Origin of the sequence: Pseudomonas fluorescens, assembly GCF_001648775.1 — a bacterium.
Classification (GTDB): Bacteria; Pseudomonadota; Gammaproteobacteria; order Pseudomonadales; family Pseudomonadaceae; genus Aquipseudomonas; species Aquipseudomonas fluorescens_M.
Window position 1 is genome coordinate 280,915 of record NZ_LVEJ01000003.1, and the last position, 16,909, is coordinate 297,823.

15 protein-coding genes are annotated in these 16,909 nt (G+C 60.1%); 14 read left to right on the forward strand and 1 reads right to left on the reverse strand.

Annotated features, from left to right (window positions below; translation table 11 throughout):
* The first annotated feature begins 193 nt into the window (after positions 1–193).
* From waaF to A8O26_RS05730, 11 genes are all read left to right on the forward strand, one after another.
* On the forward strand, positions 194–1,228 hold the full coding sequence (gene waaF / locus A8O26_RS05680) for a lipopolysaccharide heptosyltransferase II (protein ID WP_064117143.1): 1,035 nt from the start codon (positions 194–196) through the stop codon (positions 1,226–1,228).
* A 1-nt stretch (position 1,229) separates the two neighbouring features.
* A complete protein-coding gene (gene waaC, locus A8O26_RS05685) occupies positions 1,230–2,291 on the forward strand; it encodes a lipopolysaccharide heptosyltransferase I (protein ID WP_064117144.1) in 1,062 nt (353 codons plus the stop codon).
* On the forward strand, positions 2,291–3,412 hold the full coding sequence (locus A8O26_RS05690) for a glycosyltransferase family 4 protein (protein WP_064117145.1): 1,122 nt from the start codon (positions 2,291–2,293) through the stop codon (positions 3,410–3,412). Before waaC ends, A8O26_RS05690 begins: the two co-directional genes overlap by 1 nt.
* Entirely contained in the window at positions 3,412–4,218 is an 807-nt protein-coding gene (rfaP, locus tag A8O26_RS05695; protein ID WP_064117146.1) for a lipopolysaccharide core heptose(I) kinase RfaP, read from the forward strand. The genes A8O26_RS05690 and rfaP overlap by 1 nt, the downstream gene beginning before the upstream one ends.
* Positions 4,218–4,952, forward strand: coding sequence for a lipopolysaccharide kinase InaA family protein (locus A8O26_RS05700; RefSeq protein ID WP_064117147.1), 735 nt, complete (start codon positions 4,218–4,220; stop codon positions 4,950–4,952). The genes rfaP and A8O26_RS05700 overlap by 1 nt, the downstream gene beginning before the upstream one ends.
* On the forward strand, positions 4,949–5,701 hold the full coding sequence (locus A8O26_RS05705; protein ID WP_064117148.1) for a lipopolysaccharide kinase InaA family protein: 753 nt from the start codon (positions 4,949–4,951) through the stop codon (positions 5,699–5,701). Before A8O26_RS05700 ends, A8O26_RS05705 begins: the two co-directional genes overlap by 4 nt.
* Positions 5,701–7,152: a lipopolysaccharide kinase InaA family protein gene (locus A8O26_RS05710; protein WP_064117149.1), complete on the forward strand. Its 1,452-nt coding sequence runs from the start codon at positions 5,701–5,703 to the stop codon at positions 7,150–7,152. Before A8O26_RS05705 ends, A8O26_RS05710 begins: the two co-directional genes overlap by 1 nt.
* Positions 7,153–7,296: 144 nt before the next feature.
* Positions 7,297–7,632: a YceK/YidQ family lipoprotein gene (locus A8O26_RS05715; protein ID WP_081265162.1), complete on the forward strand. Its 336-nt coding sequence runs from the start codon at positions 7,297–7,299 to the stop codon at positions 7,630–7,632.
* A 172-nt stretch (positions 7,633–7,804) separates the two neighbouring features.
* A complete protein-coding gene (locus A8O26_RS05720) occupies positions 7,805–9,559 on the forward strand; it encodes a carbamoyltransferase family protein (protein ID WP_064117151.1) in 1,755 nt (584 codons plus the stop codon).
* Positions 9,552–10,460, forward strand: coding sequence for a glycosyltransferase family 2 protein (locus A8O26_RS05725; RefSeq protein WP_064117152.1), 909 nt, complete (start codon positions 9,552–9,554; stop codon positions 10,458–10,460). The genes A8O26_RS05720 and A8O26_RS05725 overlap by 8 nt, the downstream gene beginning before the upstream one ends.
* Positions 10,461–10,535: 75 nt before the next feature.
* Positions 10,536–11,975, forward strand: a complete 1,440-nt coding sequence (locus A8O26_RS05730; RefSeq protein ID WP_253756701.1) for a hypothetical protein — start codon at positions 10,536–10,538, stop codon at positions 11,973–11,975.
* A gap of 3 nt (positions 11,976–11,978) precedes the next feature.
* Here the strand turns inward: A8O26_RS05730 and A8O26_RS05735 are convergent, their stop codons facing one another.
* Positions 11,979–12,632, reverse strand: a complete 654-nt coding sequence (locus A8O26_RS05735; protein WP_064117154.1) for a hypothetical protein — start codon at positions 12,630–12,632, stop codon at positions 11,979–11,981.
* A 125-nt stretch (positions 12,633–12,757) separates the two neighbouring features.
* Between A8O26_RS05735 and msbA the strand changes: the two genes are divergently transcribed.
* From msbA to A8O26_RS05750, 3 genes are read left to right on the forward strand one after another with little or no spacing between them, the layout of a single operon-like run.
* Positions 12,758–14,584, forward strand: coding sequence for a lipid A export permease/ATP-binding protein MsbA (gene msbA, locus A8O26_RS05740; protein ID WP_064117155.1), 1,827 nt, complete (start codon positions 12,758–12,760; stop codon positions 14,582–14,584).
* Positions 14,578–15,474, forward strand: a complete 897-nt coding sequence (locus tag A8O26_RS05745) for a GNAT family N-acetyltransferase (RefSeq protein ID WP_064117156.1) — start codon at positions 14,578–14,580, stop codon at positions 15,472–15,474. The genes msbA and A8O26_RS05745 overlap by 7 nt, the downstream gene beginning before the upstream one ends.
* A gap of 4 nt (positions 15,475–15,478) precedes the next feature.
* Complete coding sequence (locus tag A8O26_RS05750; RefSeq protein ID WP_064117157.1) at positions 15,479–16,879, forward strand: PIG-L deacetylase family protein; 1,401 nt, start codon at positions 15,479–15,481, stop codon at positions 16,877–16,879.
* The last annotated feature ends 30 nt before the right edge of the window (positions 16,880–16,909 follow it).

The following is a 16,909-nucleotide window of genomic DNA, read 5'->3' on the forward strand; positions in this document are numbered from 1 at the left end:
ACAGTGGATCTACAGTGTCTGTAGATCTGAAGCAGGACGAAAAAACAATGTGGGAGCGAGCCTGCTCGCGATAGCGGAGTAACAGTCGACAGTCATGTTGAAGGTAATGACCCATCGCCAGCCGTGCCGCTCCCTCAGTGATTCTCGAGGCGGGGAGGCGTAAATGCCTCCCCGGTTCGTTTTTGGAAACCACATGAATATTCTGATCGTTGGGCCCAGTTGGGTCGGTGACATGGTGATGGCGCAGACACTGTTTCAGTGTCTCAAGCAGCGCCACCCGCAATGCGAAATCGACGTGCTGGCCCCCGAGTGGAGCCGGCCGATCCTTGAGCGCATGCCCGAAGTGCGCAAGGCCTTGAGCTTTCCGCTCGGCCACGGCGCGCTGGAATTGGCGACGCGTCGGCGCATCGGCAAATCCCTGCGCGGTCAGTACGACCAGGCGATCCTGCTGCCCAACTCGCTGAAATCAGCGCTGGTGCCGTTCTTCGCCGGCATCCCGAAGCGCACCGGCTGGCGCGGCGAATTCCGCTACGGCCTGCTCAACGACGTGCGCACACTCGACAAAGAACGCTATCCGCTGATGATCGAGCGTTTCATGGCTTTGGCCTATGAAGCGAACGCCGAGCTGCCGAAACCGTATCCGCGCCCAAGCCTGCAAATCGACCCGGTCACCCGCGAAGCCGCGCTGGCCAAGTTCGGCCTGAGCCTCGATCGCCCGGTGTTGGCCCTGTGCCCCGGCGCCGAGTTCGGCGAATCCAAGCGCTGGCCGTCCGAGCATTACGCCAAGGTCGCCGAAGCGCGTATCCGCGAAGGCTGGCAGGTGTGGCTGTTCGGCTCGAAAAACGATCACGCGGTCGGCGAAGACATCCGCGCGCGGTTGATCCCGGGCCTGCGTGAAGAATCGGTCAACCTCAGCGGCGGCACCTCGCTGGCGGAAGCCATCGACCTGATGTCTTGCGCCGACTCGGTGGTCTCCAACGATTCCGGCCTGATGCACGTCGCCGCCGCGCTGAACCGCCCATTGGTGGCAGTCTACGGTTCTACTTCGCCCGGTTTCACCCCGCCGTTGGCCGAACACGTCGAAGTGGTCCGTCTGGGCCTCGATTGCAGCCCGTGCTTCGACCGTACCTGCCGCTTCGGCCATTACAACTGCCTGCGCCAGCTGATGCCGGACGCGGTCAACGATGCCTTGCAGAAATTGCAGGGCTCTGTGGTCGAGGTTCATTAAGTTGCGGGTACTGTTGATCAAGACTTCATCGCTGGGCGACGTGATTCACGCGTTGCCGGCGCTGACCGACGCCGCCCGGGCCATTCCCGGGATCAAATTCGACTGGGTGGTGGAAGAAGGCTTTGCCGAGATTCCGACCTGGCACCCGGCCGTGGGCAAAGTGATTCCGGTGGCGATCCGCCGCTGGCGCAAAAACCTCTGGAAAACCATCACCAGCGGCGAGTGGAAACGCTTCAAGCAAAGCGTGCGCGCGAATAAATACGATTTGGTCATCGACGCCCAAGGCCTGCTGAAAAGCGCCTGGCTGACCCGTTACGTCAAAGCGCCGGTGGCCGGGCTCGACAAAGGTTCGGCCCGTGAGCCGATGGCTGCGCGTTTCTATGATCGCAAACTGGCTGTGGCCCGTGGCCAACACGCCGTCGAACGCGTGCGCCAACTGTTCGCCATCGCCCTCGGTTATGACCTGCCAAAAGGTCTCGGCGACTACGGCCTGAACGTCGAACGTCTGGTCGAGTTGCCGCGCAAAAACGCATTCGTAGTGTTCCTGCATGGCACCACGTGGGACACCAAGCACTGGCCGGAAAGTTACTGGCGTGAACTGACCGAACGCGTCGGCTACCTCGGCGTCGGCGTCAAATTGCCGTGGGGCAACCCGCAGGAAAAGGCCCGTGCCGAACGCATCGCCGCCGGTTTCAAACACGCCGAAGTGTTGCCAAAGCTGAATCTGGCCGGTGTCGGCAAAGTCCTCGCCGGGGCGCAAGCCTGTGTGGCGGTGGACACCGGTCTCGGTCACTTGGCCGCGGCGCTGGACGTGCCGACCATCTCGCTGTTCGGCCCGACCAATCCGGGCCTGACCGGCGCTTACGGCAAATTGCAGATTCACCTGGCCAGCGACTTCCCGTGCGCGCCGTGCCTGCAAAAGAAATGTACTTATCAACCGACCGCGCAGGATGCCCGTCAGTTTGACCTCAAGCGTGAACAGCCGCTGTGCTTCACGCGTTTGAACCCAGAGCGTGTCGCCAGCCGACTGAGCACGTTGTTAATGGCTGAGGAGCTGCGCTGATGCAATTGGCATTTGTCCTGTACAAATATTTCCCGTTCGGTGGCTTGCAGCGCGACTTCATGCGCATTGCCCTCGAATGCCAGAAACGCGGGCATCAGATCCGCGTCTACACGCTGATCTGGGAAGGCGACGTGCCGCCCGGTTTCGAAGTGCTGGTGGCGCCGGTCAAGGCGTTCTTCAATCACCGTCGCAACGAAAAGCTCAGCGCGTGGATGGAGGCGGACCTGGCCAAGCGCCCGGTTGATCGCCTGATCGGCTTCAACAAGATGCCCGGGCTGGACGTCTATTACGCCGCCGACGGCTGCTTCGAAGACAAGGCGCAGAACCTGCGCCATTCGCTGTACCGCCGTTGGGGCCGTTATCGCCACTTCGCCGAGTACGAGCGCGCGGTGTTCGCCAAAGACGCGAAGACCGAAGTGCTGATGATTTCCGAAGTGCAGCAGCCGCTGTTCATCAAGCATTACGACACGCCGCTGGAGCGTTTCCATCTGCTGCCACCGGGTATTGCGCAGGATCGCCGCCGTCCGGCAGATGCCGATGAGATTCGTGCCGGTTTCCGTGCTGAATTCAATCTCAAGGACGACGAACTGCTGCTGGTGCAGATCGGCTCCGGCTTCAAGACCAAAGGCGTCGATCGCAGCCTGAAAGCGCTGGCCTCATTGCCCGCCGAGCTGAAGAAACGCACCCGGCTGTTTGTAATCGGCCAGGATGACCCCAAATTATTCCAGATGCAGAGTGCCACTTTGGGTCTGGGCGATAACGTAACGTTCCTCAAGGGCCGCAGTGATATCCCGCGTTTCCTGCTCGGCGCCGATCTGTTGATCCACCCGGCCTACAACGAAAACACCGGTACTGTGTTGCTCGAAGCGCTGGTCGCCGGTTTGCCGGTGCTGGTCAGCGCAGTCTGCGGTTACGCCCATTACATTGCCGAGGCCGACGCCGGGCGCGTGCTGGACGAGCCGTTCGATCAGGCGCAGTTGACGCAATACCTGACTGAAATGTTGCATGACGACGCTGCACGGGCGGCCTGGAGCCGCAATGGTCTGGCCTTCGCCGAGACGGCCGACCTCTACAGCATGCCGCAGCACGCGGCCGATGTGATTCTGGCGGAGCACGCTTAATGAAGTTGATGCTGGCTGAACCGTTCAAGAGCCTTTGGGCCGGGCGCGACCCGTTCGCCGAAGTCGAAGGCTTGCAGGGCGAGGTATACCGCGAGCTGGAAGCCCGCCGGACACTGCGCACGGAAGTCGACGGCAACGGCTTTTTCGTCAAGATCCACCGTGGCATCGGCTGGGGCGAAATCTTCAAAAATCTGCTGACCGCCAAGCTGCCGGTGCTCGGCGCGGGTCAGGAGTGGAAGGCTATCCAGCGTTTGCAGGAAGTCGGCGTGCCGACCATGACCGCCGTGGCTTACGGCGAGAAGGGCAGTAACCCGGCGGATCAGCACTCGTTTATCGTCACCGAAGAACTGGCGCCGACCGTCAGCCTCGAAGACTTCAGCATCGATTGGGTCAAGCAGCCGCCGGAGCCAACGCTCAAGCGTGCGCTGATCGCCGAAGTCGCACGCATGACCGGCATGATGCACCGCGCCGGGGTCAATCACCGCGACTGCTACATCTGTCACTTCCTGCTGCACACCGACAAACCGGTGACACCCAAAGACTTCAAACTCTCGGTGATCGACCTGCACCGTGCGCAGACCCGCGCGAAAATCACGCAGCGCTGGCGCAACAAGGATCTGGCCGCGCTGTATTTCTCTGCGCTGGACATCGGCCTGACTCGCCGCGACAAGCTGCGTTTTCTCAAAGGCTATTTCCAGCAACCGCTGCGCCAGATTCTGGCTGAAGAAGCGCCGCTGCTGAGTTGGCTGGAAGGCAAGGCCAACAAACTCTATGCGCGGAAACAGCGCTACGGGGATGCGCTCTGATGGCGGGTTGGACTCTGGAGCCGCAATACAGCGAGCTCGCCGAAGATTTCGGCAGCCTCGAAGCAGTATTCGCGCTGCAAGGCGAACGCCTGACCCGCGATCCGCTGTCCGAGGTTATTCGCGTGCAGCGCAACGGCGTCAACTATTACGTCAAACGCTATGTCGGCGCCGGTAAAGGCTTGCGCCGTTACCTCGGCAAGCCGCGCGTGAAGATGGAATGGCAGAACCTCAAGCGCTTCGCCAAGTGGGGCATTCCCACTGCTGAAGTCGTGGCCTGGGGGCTGGAGCGGCGTGGCGCGGCATACGACCGTGGCGCGATGATCACCCGCGAACTGCCGAAAACCGAAGACCTCTCGGCGCTCGCCGAACGCAAGGATCCCAAGCTCAAGGACCATGCGTGGGTCGATGGTGTCAGTCGGCAATTGGCCGGTTACACCCGTACGATGCATGATCACCGTTTCACCCATAACGATCTGAAATGGCGCAATCTGCTGATCGATGACCAGGCACGCATTTTTCTTATTGATTGCCCCAATGGCGAGTTCTGGCGCGGCTTCTGGCTCAAGTACCGGATCACGAAGGACCTAGCCTGTCTCGACAAGCTTGCCAAATATCACCTGTCCAATACCCAGCGCCTGCGTTTCTATAAGCAATACCGCCAGTGCGATCGGCTCAATGACGCCGACAAGAAACGGATTCGGCACGTGGTGAGATTTTTCGAGGGACGCGAATGACTGATTTTCTGGCCGAAGATGACCGGGCGCTGCTGGAACGCCACGGCCTAGGCACTTTTGACGCCCTGTGGGCCAAGCAACTCGAGGCGGTGGACGAACCGAATACCGCCCGTGGCGGCTGGAGCAGCGTGTTCCGGCTGGACCTGGAAGGCCACGGTTACTACCTCAAGCGCCAAAGCAATTATCTGACCCGCACCCTGCATGCGCCGTTTGGCGAGCCGAGTTTCGCCCGCGAATTTCGCAACATCAGCCGCTATCAGAAACTCGGCATTCCAGCGTTGCAGGCGGCGTTTTTCGGTGAGCGCAAAGTCGATGGCGAAGTTCGCGCGATCCTGCTGACCCGGGCACTGGATGGCTGGAGCGACCTGGAGTCGTTGCTGCAACGCTGGCAGCAGCTCAGCACTGCGCAGCACTCGGCGATCCTCAAGTCCTGTGGGTTACTGGCGCGGCATCTGCACGGTGTGCGTCAAGTGCACGGTTGCTTCTACCCCAAACACATTTTTCTTCGGGCCACCGGCGACGGTTACCAGGCGCAATTGATCGACCTGGAAAAAACCCGGCCGCTGTTGTTCGGCATGCGTGACCGGATCAAGGACCTTGAGCCATTGCAGCGCCGCGCGCCCGAGTGGAGCGAAGCGCAACTGCGTGAGTTGCTGGCGGCTTATCTGGATCAGCCTACTGACAGCTCGCTGCTCGACCGCTGGCTCGCGCGCTTGACCGCGCGCCGCAGCCACAAGGAGACGCGCTGATGCAATTGTCCGAGCTGGCCGGTGTCGGGCGCACTCCGCAACTGCCACTGAGCGTGACACTGGCGGACTCTGCGGGCACTGCGCACTTGCAGCTGCTGAGCTTGTTGCGGGTGTTGCCGGGCCAGCGTTACGTCGGTGCCGGCGTCTGGCGCGGCCGTCCGGTGCTGGCCAAATTGCTGGTCGGAAGCAAGGCGCCACGGCATTTTCAGCGCGAGCTGGAGGGCGTGCGCCTGTTGGCTGCGCAGGGCATGACGACACCGTTGTTGTTGGCCGATGGTTTGCAGAGCGGTGAGGGTGGCTGGCTGCTGTTTGATTTCCTCGAAGGTGCCGAAAGTCTCGGCGAGGTCTGGGCCAGGGTCGAAAGTTTGCCGGTACTCGCGGATGAGCAGTCTGCGGTGCTGGCCGATGCGCTGGGCGCCATTGGCCAGTTGCATGGCAAAGGGCTTTGGCAGGAAGACCTGCACCTGGACAACCTGCTGCGTCACGGCGGCCAGTTGTACCTGATCGACGGTGCCGGCATTTGTGTGGAGACGGCGGGTAAGCCCTTGTCGCGGCAAAAGGTGCTGGAGAATCTGGGCGTCTTTTTCGCTCAGTTGCCCAAGTCACTGGAGCCGTTCACCGAAGAGCTGCTGGTGTATTACCTGTTGAGCAACAGCGAGCACGCGTTGCCTTTGGAAGCCTTGCAGAAACAGATCGACAAAGTGCGCCGCTGGCGCTTGAAGGACTTCCTGATCAAGGTCGGTCGCGAATGCACGCTGTTCAGCGTGCGGCGTGGTGCGTTCGGTCTGCGCGCGATCCGTCGCGAAGAGGAGTCGGCCATGGTGCCGGTGCTGGAGCAGGCCGATGCATTGCTCGATCAGGGTCATCTGTACAAGACCGGTGGCGCAGCGAGCGTCGGCAAGGTCCAGGTGGGCGCGCGCACGCTGGTGATCAAGCGCTACAACATCAAGGGTTTTGCGCATTGGCTCAAGCGTTTCTGGCGTCCGAGTCGGGCCTGGCATTCGTGGCGCGAAGGCAATCGCCTGGCGTTCCTCGGTATCGCCACGCCGAAACCGCTGGCGGTGCTGGAGAGGCGTTTTTTATGGCTGCGCAGTCGGGCGTATCTGGTCACCGAGTTTCTTTCCGGGCCGGACATCATCGAGCGCTTTGCGCCGTATGTTGAAAATGGCGATGCGCCGGAGGCGGAATTGCAGGCGCTGGACCAGTTGTTCGCCCGATTGATTGACGAGCGCATCAGTCATGGCGACTTCAAGGGCCACAATCTGTTCTGGCAGCAAGATCGCTGGGCGTTGATTGACCTTGATTCAATGTGCCAGCACGGATCTGCCGGCAGTTTTGCGCCGGCCTACGCCCGTGATCGTGCGCGGTTCATGCGCAACTGGCCCGAGAGCAGTGCGTTGTACCAGGTCATCGACCAGCGGTTACCGAAAGATATCGCCAGCGCGCAATGAACCCTGCCGCGAGCGGCCGGCAAAAAACACTACAGCAACAGAGGACAGGATTCAGCGACGCGTCCTACAGCATCTACAGAAGCCATGAACTGTGCCCTGTTCAGCTTCGATGCTAATTTGCCCAACGATTTCGGAGGGCGAATTTTGACCATCAAACAGGCTGCAATGCTGGGTGCAATTTCATGGGTTCTGGCCGGCTGCGGCAGCGTCATGACAGTTTTGCAGGACGATGCCGACGTCGCCCGGGATATGCGCAAGCAAAAGACGTACTGCCAATCCATTCCGCGGATTTACAGCGGTCTGGCTTTTGATTTTTGTGTGCTGAACGCGCCACCCGACCCCAGCGGTTTTCTGGTGCCGTTCGTGTTGCTGGATCTGCCATTGTCTGGCGTGTTCGACACGGTATCGCTGCCCTACACGGTTTATCGTCAGGTTACCGATGGCAACCTCAGTATTTACTGGCGCAGAGGCGGTTATTAAGACATTGAGCAGGATTAATCTGAATCATTCGATCCGGGTGTGATTCGTACAGGGTAATTCGGGGCATGTTTACGCTATAATCCCGCCCTTTAGCTGTCTCTCGCCCGGTGCGAAGACACATCAATTTTCAGGGCGCCTTGCGCCCGAATGCAGACTAAAGAGGCTAGACCCTGTGGCATTGACGATTCTTGGCCTGTCCGGCGCCCTTAGCCATGATCCTTCAGCGGCCTTGTACATCGACGGCAAGCTGGTGGCGGCGGCTGAAGAAGAGCGCTTCGTACGCGATAAGCATGCAAAGAACCGCATGCCCTACGAATCGGCGAAGTTCTGTCTCGAACAGGCCGGCATCAAACCGTCCGACGTTGACGTGGTGGCAATCCCGTTCGCCCCGATCAGCCTGTTCGGCAAGGCGCGCTGGCACTATGCCAAACGTTACTGGTACGCCCCGGATCGCGCCCTCGATGCGATCCTGATGGGCAACCGTCGCTACAAGCGCTATCGCAACAAGATTGTCTGGTGCCTGGAACAACTGGGTTTCGATCCGAAAAAAATCAAGATCGAGCCGGTCGAGCACCACCTGGCTCACGCCTCCAGCGCCTACCACTGCTCGGGTTTCAAAGAGAAAACCGCAATCCTCGGTATCGACGGCAAGGGCGAGTACGCCACGACCTTCTTCGGTTATGGCGAAAACGGCAAGATCCACAAGATCAAGGAATTCTTCGATCCGGACTCCCTCGGCGGCCTGTACGGCGCGATCACCGAGTTCCTCGGTTTCGAGATGCTCGACGGTGAGTTCAAGGTCATGGGCATGGCGCCGTACGGCGACGCCAGCAAATATGATTTCTCGCGTCTGGCCTCGTTCGAGAACGGCGAATTGGTGATCAACACCGACTACGCCAACGTGATCGGCCTGCGTCGCTACAAAGAGAAGGGCAAAGGCTTCTACTTCTCGCCGAAGCTGATCGAATGGCTGGGCCCGAAACGCGAAGGCGACATCGCTGACGAACCGTACATTCATTACGCCGCGAGCATGCAAGCGCTGTTCGAGAAACTGGCGTTGCAGATGATCGACCATTACCTGGGCGACGTGCTCAAGGAAACCGGCAAACTCGCATTCGCCGGTGGCTGTGCGTTGAACGTCAAGCTGAACCAGAAAATCATCGCCCGCGACGACATCAAGGAACTGTTCGTACAACCTGCTTCCGGCGATGCCGGTACCGCAGTGGGTGCTGCGGCCTATGTGTCGGAGGCCCGTGGCGTGCCGGTCGAGAAGATGGAACATGTCTACCTCGGCCCGTCGTACAGCAATGAAGACGTGATCGCCGCGTGCGCCCGTCACGAAAACAAGCCAACCTGGCGCAAGCTCGACAACATGCCGGAGCAGATCGCCAAAATCATGGTCGATGGCAATCCGGTGGCCTGGTTCCAGGGGCGTATGGAATTCGGTCCGCGCGCACTGGGTGGTCGCTCGATCATTGGTTGCCCAAGCGTCCCGGGCGTGGCTGACCGTATCAACCACCAGATCAAGTTCCGCGAGCGCTGGAGGCCTTTCTGCCCGTCGATGCTCGACACCGTTGCGCCACAGATGATCAAGATCGATCACCCGGCGCCGTTCATGACCTTTACTTTTGAAGTGGCGGAAGAATGGAAGACCCGCGTGCCGGAAGTCGTCCACGAAGACGGTACCTCTCGCGCCCAGGTGCTCAAGCGCGAGTACAACCCGCGCTACTACGACATGATGAAGGCGCTGGAAAACCTGACCGGCAACGGCGTGTCGCTGAACACCTCGCTCAACCGTCGTGGTGAGCCGATGATCTGCTCGCCGACCGACGCGCTGAACATGTTTTTCGGCTCTGATCTGGAATACCTGATCATGGAAGATATTCTGGTCGTAAAAGAGGGTGTAAAAGGATACGAACTTGACTGAAACACTGATCAGCGTCGTCATTCCGGCTTACAACTACGCGCGAACCCTGCCCCGAGCAGTGGAGTCGGTGTTGGCGCAGTTGGATGAAACGACGGCGGATCTGTTGGTCATCGACGATGGGTCGACGGACGAGACGCCGGCGGTAGTGGAAGCACTCTTGCTCAAGCACGGTGGGCGCTTTCGTGCATTACGCAAAAGCAATGGCGGGTTGTCTTCAGTGCGCAATCGGGGTCTCGAGGAGACGACCGGGCAATATCTGGTGTTTCTCGACTCCGACGACGAAATGGCCCCCGGTGCACTCGCAGCGCTGGCGCAGCATATTGGCGACAACCCCGAGAGCAAGATGATCATTGGCGCGCACTGGTCGGTCTTTGCTGACGGCAGGCGCAGTCTGCAAGGTGCGAAGCCTCTGCCATTGACGCCGCACCAACGATTGCAGGGTTACCTGCTGGACAAGACCATATCGATTTCCAACGGTGCCTGTGCGATGCATCGTGGTGTGTTCGCTCCGGGCAATTACCCTGAACACTTGCGCAATGTTGAAGACTTGCCTGTGTTTGCTCAGGTATTGGCGCGCTATCCGTGCACGGTGCTGGATATGCCGTTGGCGCTTATCTACAAGCACGCTGACAGCATGCGCCATGACTTGCGCCAGAGTCTGGCGGCGGGTACCGAGCAAGTTGTCAGTGAAGTGTTTTCTGCTCGACGCATGCCGGCGCAAATGCACGACCTGCGTCAGGCCTTTCTGGCGCAGCGTTGCCTGTCGCTGTTTCGTGACTGTTATTCCCATGGTGAATACAAACTGGCCAGAGCGTTCTACTTTCAGGCGTTGCGTGCAGACTGGCGGACATTTTCGCGTTGGTCATACACTCGCAAGGCGTTGAGGTTGCTGTTTCGGTGAATGGTTCGCGGTGATGTGCGCGTGCCCTGTTAAGCGTGTCGGTGAGGTGGCTGGGTGAAAGGTACGAGCAATACAGTGGGCGCTCAGGTCTCACGGATCATCGACGAATACCCGGTTTGGTTGACATTTTTGGGCAGTGTGCTGCTGTCGCTGATTGCCGTCATGGGCACGGCGACCGTGGGGCGTGACGCCGCGCTGTACATCGATATTGCCCAGCAAGTGGTTGAACGCGGGCCTCACGTAGCCTGGGCCACATTCGACTGGCCGTGGTTTTCCTTTCTGCTGGCTGGCACGCATGTCGTCCTGCACTTACCCCTGGAGCTGAGCGCCTACCTTTGGTGCGGGGCGTTTTTTGCCGGGACCAGCGCGTTGATGGTCGATTGCGTTCGTCAACGTTCTGCCTATGCCACACGCTGGGCTTGTCTGGTGGTGCTGGCGATGCCGGCGGTCAACGCCTTTCGCAATGACATCATCCGTGAATGCGGTTTCTGGTTTTTCTGCACATTGGCCCTTTGGCTCGCCCTGCGCTGGCAGGCTCGCGGTGGCTGGTTGCGTGCGGCGCTGATTCATCTGGCAATTGTTGCAGCAGCCCTGTTCCGTTTGGAGGCATTGTTGCTGTTGCCTGCGTTGATATTGTGGCAGTTGCCCAATCTGTGGGCGCCGGGGCGGCGTATGCAATGGGTCCAGCTGTCGGTGTTGCCGGTCATAGGCGTCGTGCTCGTGTCGGTGTCGGGTGTGCTCATGTCGGCGCGGATGATGCTTTACCTGGACATGATTGCGCCCCACAGCGTGCTCGCCTCCTTTCAGATGCTTTGCGATCAATTCGCCAACTCGATGATCACCAAGTACTCCCAGGATGAAGCCTGGCGGATTATCTTCTTTGGCATTCTGGCAACCATGGCCATCACGTTCGTGAAGTTGATGGGGCCTTTTGCCGTGCCGTTTGTGCTGCGCCGCAACTGGGGAGTTCTAGGCACCTACTGGCGTGACTATCGCCCGTTCGCCTGGGCGGCGCTGCTGTATCTGGTGGTGCTGATACTGTTTTTCTTCAAACTGCAGTTCATGAATACGCGCTACATGAGCTTTCTGAATCTGCTGTTCGTGCCCGTGCTGGCGATGGGCTTGGCGGCGTTTGCGGGCGAGTTTCCGCGCTGGGGCAAATGCCTGGTCGCCGCGGCGGTACTGGTGATGCTGTCGAACGTCATTTCCACCGGGGCCGGCAAAACCCATTACATCGAGGCGGGTCGCTGGATGGCGGCGCACGTCGAGCCGGGCGCGCCGACGTACTTCGGGGACGGGCGAATCAGCTATTACGCCGGCCGTGGCTACGTGCTGCCGGTGTTGACCCAGGAGGAGGCCATGTCGGCGGCTCACTCCGGTGACTATCGATATTTCCTGATCGAGGCCAAGGGTAACGAACCATGGCTGAACGACTGGCTGGTTGCGCACAAACTGCGGATTATCGAGCATTTCGCCAATCGCAAAGGCGCCACCGTGTTGGTCATCGGGCCTTGAGGCTCAACTGAGCAGCGGGCGCAGACGTGAGATCAGCGGGTCTTGCCGGTTGCTCGGCAGGGCCTGTCGGTAGCCTTCGATAAAAGTGTCGCCGGCGTCGTCACCCAGCAACCATTGGCGATCTTCCTTGTAACGCAGCAAGTGGGCAAAGTTACGCAGGCGTTTGCTGTCGCTCAGGGCGCGTTTCTGGCAGCGCAGGTCGGCGATATCGATCAGGCCCAGTTGGTTGTCGGGGGTCAGCACCACGTTGCCGAAATGCAACGATCGAAAGTACACGCCGCGCTCGTGCAACAGCGCGAAGTAGCCACCCAGCTTGAATCTCAACACCTCAGACTCTTCGCGGCTGCCTTGTAGCTGACGCACCGTATTGCCCGCCAGCGGGCTGTAATACACGCCGTCACGCTCGATGCTCGGGATACGATAAACCGCAATGACCTTGGGGCAGAGAATGCCGCGTTGTTCGAGGGCATGGGTGTTGTCGGCAAAGCGTTGCGCATAAGGGTAGAACAGCGCCGAACTGAGCAGGCGCTTGCGACGAAACAGCTTGAGCATGCGTCCATCGGCCAATCTGAGCACTTTGTCGCCGGAGCCGTCGGCTTCCAATACGTGTGCACCCTCGCGCAGTGCCTCGTAAGTGCGGTGATCAATCGATTGCATATCAGGCTCCCCATCATTAGCGGGGTATCTTAACCGAGTTGGTCGAGGGCTGGCTTGAAGTCATGTTTATCGGGGCAAAAACGCGTGTGATATCATCGGCGCCTCACTGAATTGCGCGGATCACCATGAGCAGTCCTGAACCGAAAGCCCAGTCCACGCTGGCGATCTATTTCCGCCTTTTGGCTTACGTGCGGCCTTACGCCGGCCTTTTCCTACTCAGCATCGTCGGGTTTCTGATCTTCGCATCGACTCAACCGATGCTCGCCTACATCCTCAAATACTTTGTCGACGGTCTGGCCAATCCTGAAGCCAGCCTGTTCCCGGGCAATCCTTATCTGGGCAAGCTGCAGTTGCTCGAAACCGTGCCGCTGATGATCGTGTTCATTGCGCTGTGGCAGGGGGTAGGCTCCTACCTGGGCAACTTCTTCCTGGCGCGGGTTTCCCTGGGCCTGGTGCATGACCTGCGGGTGGTGCTGTTCAACAAGTTGCTGGAATTGCCTAACCGCTTCTTCGACAAGAACAATTCCGGTCACCTGATTTCCCGGATCACCTTCAACGTGACGATGGTCACCGGCGCGGCGACGGATGCAATCAAAGTCGTCATCCGTGAAGGCATGACGGTGATTTTCCTGTTCTGCACGCTGTTGTGGATGAACTGGAAACTGACCCTGGTCATGGTCGCCATCCTGCCGTTGATCGGCTTGATGGTGAACAGCACCAGCAAAAAATTCCGCAAGCAAAGCAAGAAGATCCAGGTCTCGATGGGTAACGTCACCCACGTCGCTTCCGAGACCATTCATGGCTATCGCGTGGTACGCAGCTTCGGCGGCGAACAATATGAAAAGGATCGCTTTCGCGATGCCAGCCAGAGCAACACCGACAAGCAGTTGACGATGACCAAGACCGGCGCTGTCTACACGCCGATGCTGCAACTGGTCACGTACAGCGCCATGGCCGTGGTCATGTTCCTCGTGCTGTACCTTCGCGGCGATGCATCGCCGGGCGATCTGGTGGCTTACATCACCATGGCCGGCCTGCTGCCCAAGCCGATTCGTCAGTTGTCGGAAGTCAGCTCCACGATTCAGAAGGGTGTCGCCGGTGCCGAAAGCATTTTCGAGCAACTCGATGAGCCGGCGGAAGTGGATCAGGGCAAGGTCGAGCGCGATCGTCTCGAAGGCCGTCTGGAAGTGCGTAATCTGAGCTTCCATTATCCCGACACCGAAAAAGCGGTGCTCAACAACATCAGTTTTGTCGTCGAGCCGGGGCAGATGGTCGCTCTGGTCGGCCGTTCGGGCAGTGGCAAGTCGACCCTGGCGAGCCTGATTCCGCGCTTTTATCAGCATGATCATGCTCAGGGCCAGATCCTGCTCGATGGCGTCGAAGTGCAGGACTTCACCCTGCGCAGCCTGCGCCGACAGATTGCGCTGGTGACTCAGCAGGTCACTTTGTTCAACGACACGGTGACCAACAACATCGCTTATGGCGATCTGGCTGGCGCGCCGTTTGATGAAGTCAAACGTGCTGCCAGTGAAGCCTACGCCGACGAATTCATCATCAAGATGCCGCAGGGCTATGAAACCATGGTCGGCGAAAACGGCGTGCTGCTCTCCGGTGGTCAGCGTCAGCGCATCGCCATCGCCCGCGCCCTGCTCAAGGATGCACCGTTGCTGATTCTCGATGAGGCGACGTCGGCCCTCGACACCGAGTCGGAGCGACACATTCAGGCAGCGCTGGATCATGTGGTACAGAACCGCACGACCCTGGTGATCGCTCACCGTTTGAGCACCATCGAGAAAGCCGACCTGATTCTGGTCATGGATGATGGCCAGATCGTTGAGCGGGGCACTCATGCGCAACTGCTCGAACAAAACGGCTACTACTCGCGCCTGCATGCCAAAGAGTTTGAAGAGGGTGACGAACCGCAGCCGGCCCACGCGACCAACGTATGCTGACGATGTTTCGCAGCTTTCGTGAACGTGGCTGGACTGAGATCGACCGGGAAGCCTACGCCCGGGCCTGGCAGCGTTTCGGCGGCAGCTTTGCCACGCATCCGGAGGTCGTCGAGCGCCTGTCGACCTTCGTTGATATCGAACTGCGTTATCTGGGCTGGATCGTTGACGGCGATGTCGTTGCCGCCATTCCCTGCTGGGGGCGGCATGTCGCCTTGTCCAAGGAAGTACTCAAGCGCGAGGGCAAGCGCGGTTTGCTCGATATGGGCAATGCGGAAATCATTCTGCCGATCGCGCCGGACGTCAGCGTGCCGGTGCGCCAGCGCATGGCTTATGTGTCGCAACTCAATGCCGAGCAGATCAGCACCTTGAAGGTGCAGCCCGAGGGCTTGGCGCTGGCGCGTCTGCCGGAAGAGTATTCGAAGAAGTTTCGCTACAACCAGCGTCGCGAGCAGCGCCTGCTGGAAGAGGCGGGCGGGTCGCTGGTGCCGATGTCCGACTTTACGCCGCAGGAGCAGGCGGCGGCTTACGGCGATCTGTTTCAACGCCGTTGGGGGTTCGAAGTGCCGGGCAAGGCCGGACTCGCCGAGGTCTTTACCTTGCTGCGTGAGTTCATGACCGGTTCGGTGGCGTTGCTCGAGTCGGCGCCGGTGGCCATTCAGGTGCTGTACCGCGTCGAAGCGCCGCAATGGGTGTCGCTGGAATACATCAACGGTGGCGTCGACCCGCAGAGTCGCGAGTTCAGCCCTGGCAGCGTGCTGAGCTTCGTCAATACGCAGCAGGCCTGGGCGGATGCCCAGGTGCTGGGCAAGCCTTTGCGCTATTCATTCGGTCGTGCCGACCGTGAGTACAAGGATCGCTGGTGCCACACGGTGCCGGTCTACAAGGTCTGAATCCATGAGCGCTCGCAAGCAACAGCTTCTCAAGGCCCATCGGCGCAACAAGCGTCTGTTTCTCGTGGCGTTTCTGCTGGGGCTGTTGCTGATCGGCTTCCTGCTCGGTTGGTGGCTGGTGCCGCTGTTGCTCGTGGCGGCCTGGGTCGCGCACGAGGCGTGGTTTGCCGACCATTTGTTCTACCGGGCAACCGACGATTACCAGTACGACTTTCCTGCAGGCACGGCGCATCAGGCCGTAAGCCTTGCGGGCGGTGTGGTGCGCCTGAGTGAGCCGCTGGCGCCGGGGGAAACGTTGGTCCTCGAAGTGCAGTTGAATAGCACCTGGCTTGGCCGCTGGCTCGATCCTTACGTTGCCGTCGGCGATGATCGCCAGGATTTCGAGCGCGGGGTCAAAGGCCGGCGTTTCCTTAATCTGTCCGGGCAGGCAGAGGCACTGGCGCAAGGCTCGTTGGCGTTGCGCGGGCGCTATTGTGCGGTGGCACCTGCCGGCACTTTGTGGGTCATGGCCAACCCTGACTACAGCCGCCAACGCGTGATGGTTCTGGCACCTCACGCCGATGATGCGGAACTGGCGGCGTTCGGTCTTTACAGTCGCAGCGAAGACGTCAGCATCGTCACCCTGACTCAAGGCGAGATCGAGGCTGAAGATTTCCAGCGTCTGGGCCTGGATCAGGCTGCGGCTGCACGGTTGAAGGGGCGCTTGCGCAGTTGGGACAGCCTGACGATTCCGCTGTGGGGCGGTGTGCCTGCCGAACGTTGTGTGCAACTGGGTTATTACTGCCTGCAGTTGCCGGCCATGGCCCAAGCACCAGACAAGCCGTTCGGCTCCCGCGAGTCGCAGGAAACCGACGTGCGCAGTGTCCGCCGTCATAACCCGCTGGCTCTGCCGGCCGATGCTGATGGCCAGCCGACCTGGCGCAACCTTGTCGCGGATCTGACGGCATTGCTTGAGCATTACCGTCCTGAAGTGATGGTGACGCCGCACCCCGAGCTCGACCCGCACAGTGATCACGTCGCCACCACCCAGGCGCTGCGCGAGGCTATCGAACTGAGCCACTGGAAGCCGGCGACCCTGCTGATGTACGCCAATCATTTGCATGACAACGATCGCTGGCCGATGGGTCCGGCCGGTGCCGGGATCGCCTTGCCTCCAGCGATCGAGGCACTGCCGGCGGATCGCTTGTGGAGTCCGCAGTTGTCGGCGCAGGTGCAACTGGACAAAGCCATGGCGCTGGCCATGGAGCATGATCTGCAAGGCCCGCCCGTGTTCAAGCGACAGTTGCGGCGCTGGATCCAGCAGGCTTTGGCGGGCCGCCGCTGGCCCGTCACGGGCAGTAACGAATTTTTCCGCAAGGCTGTCCGGCGCCACGAATTGTTCTGGGTACGCGACCTTTCAGATTGAGGCGGACGGGGCTTTACCCTGTGTTAATAT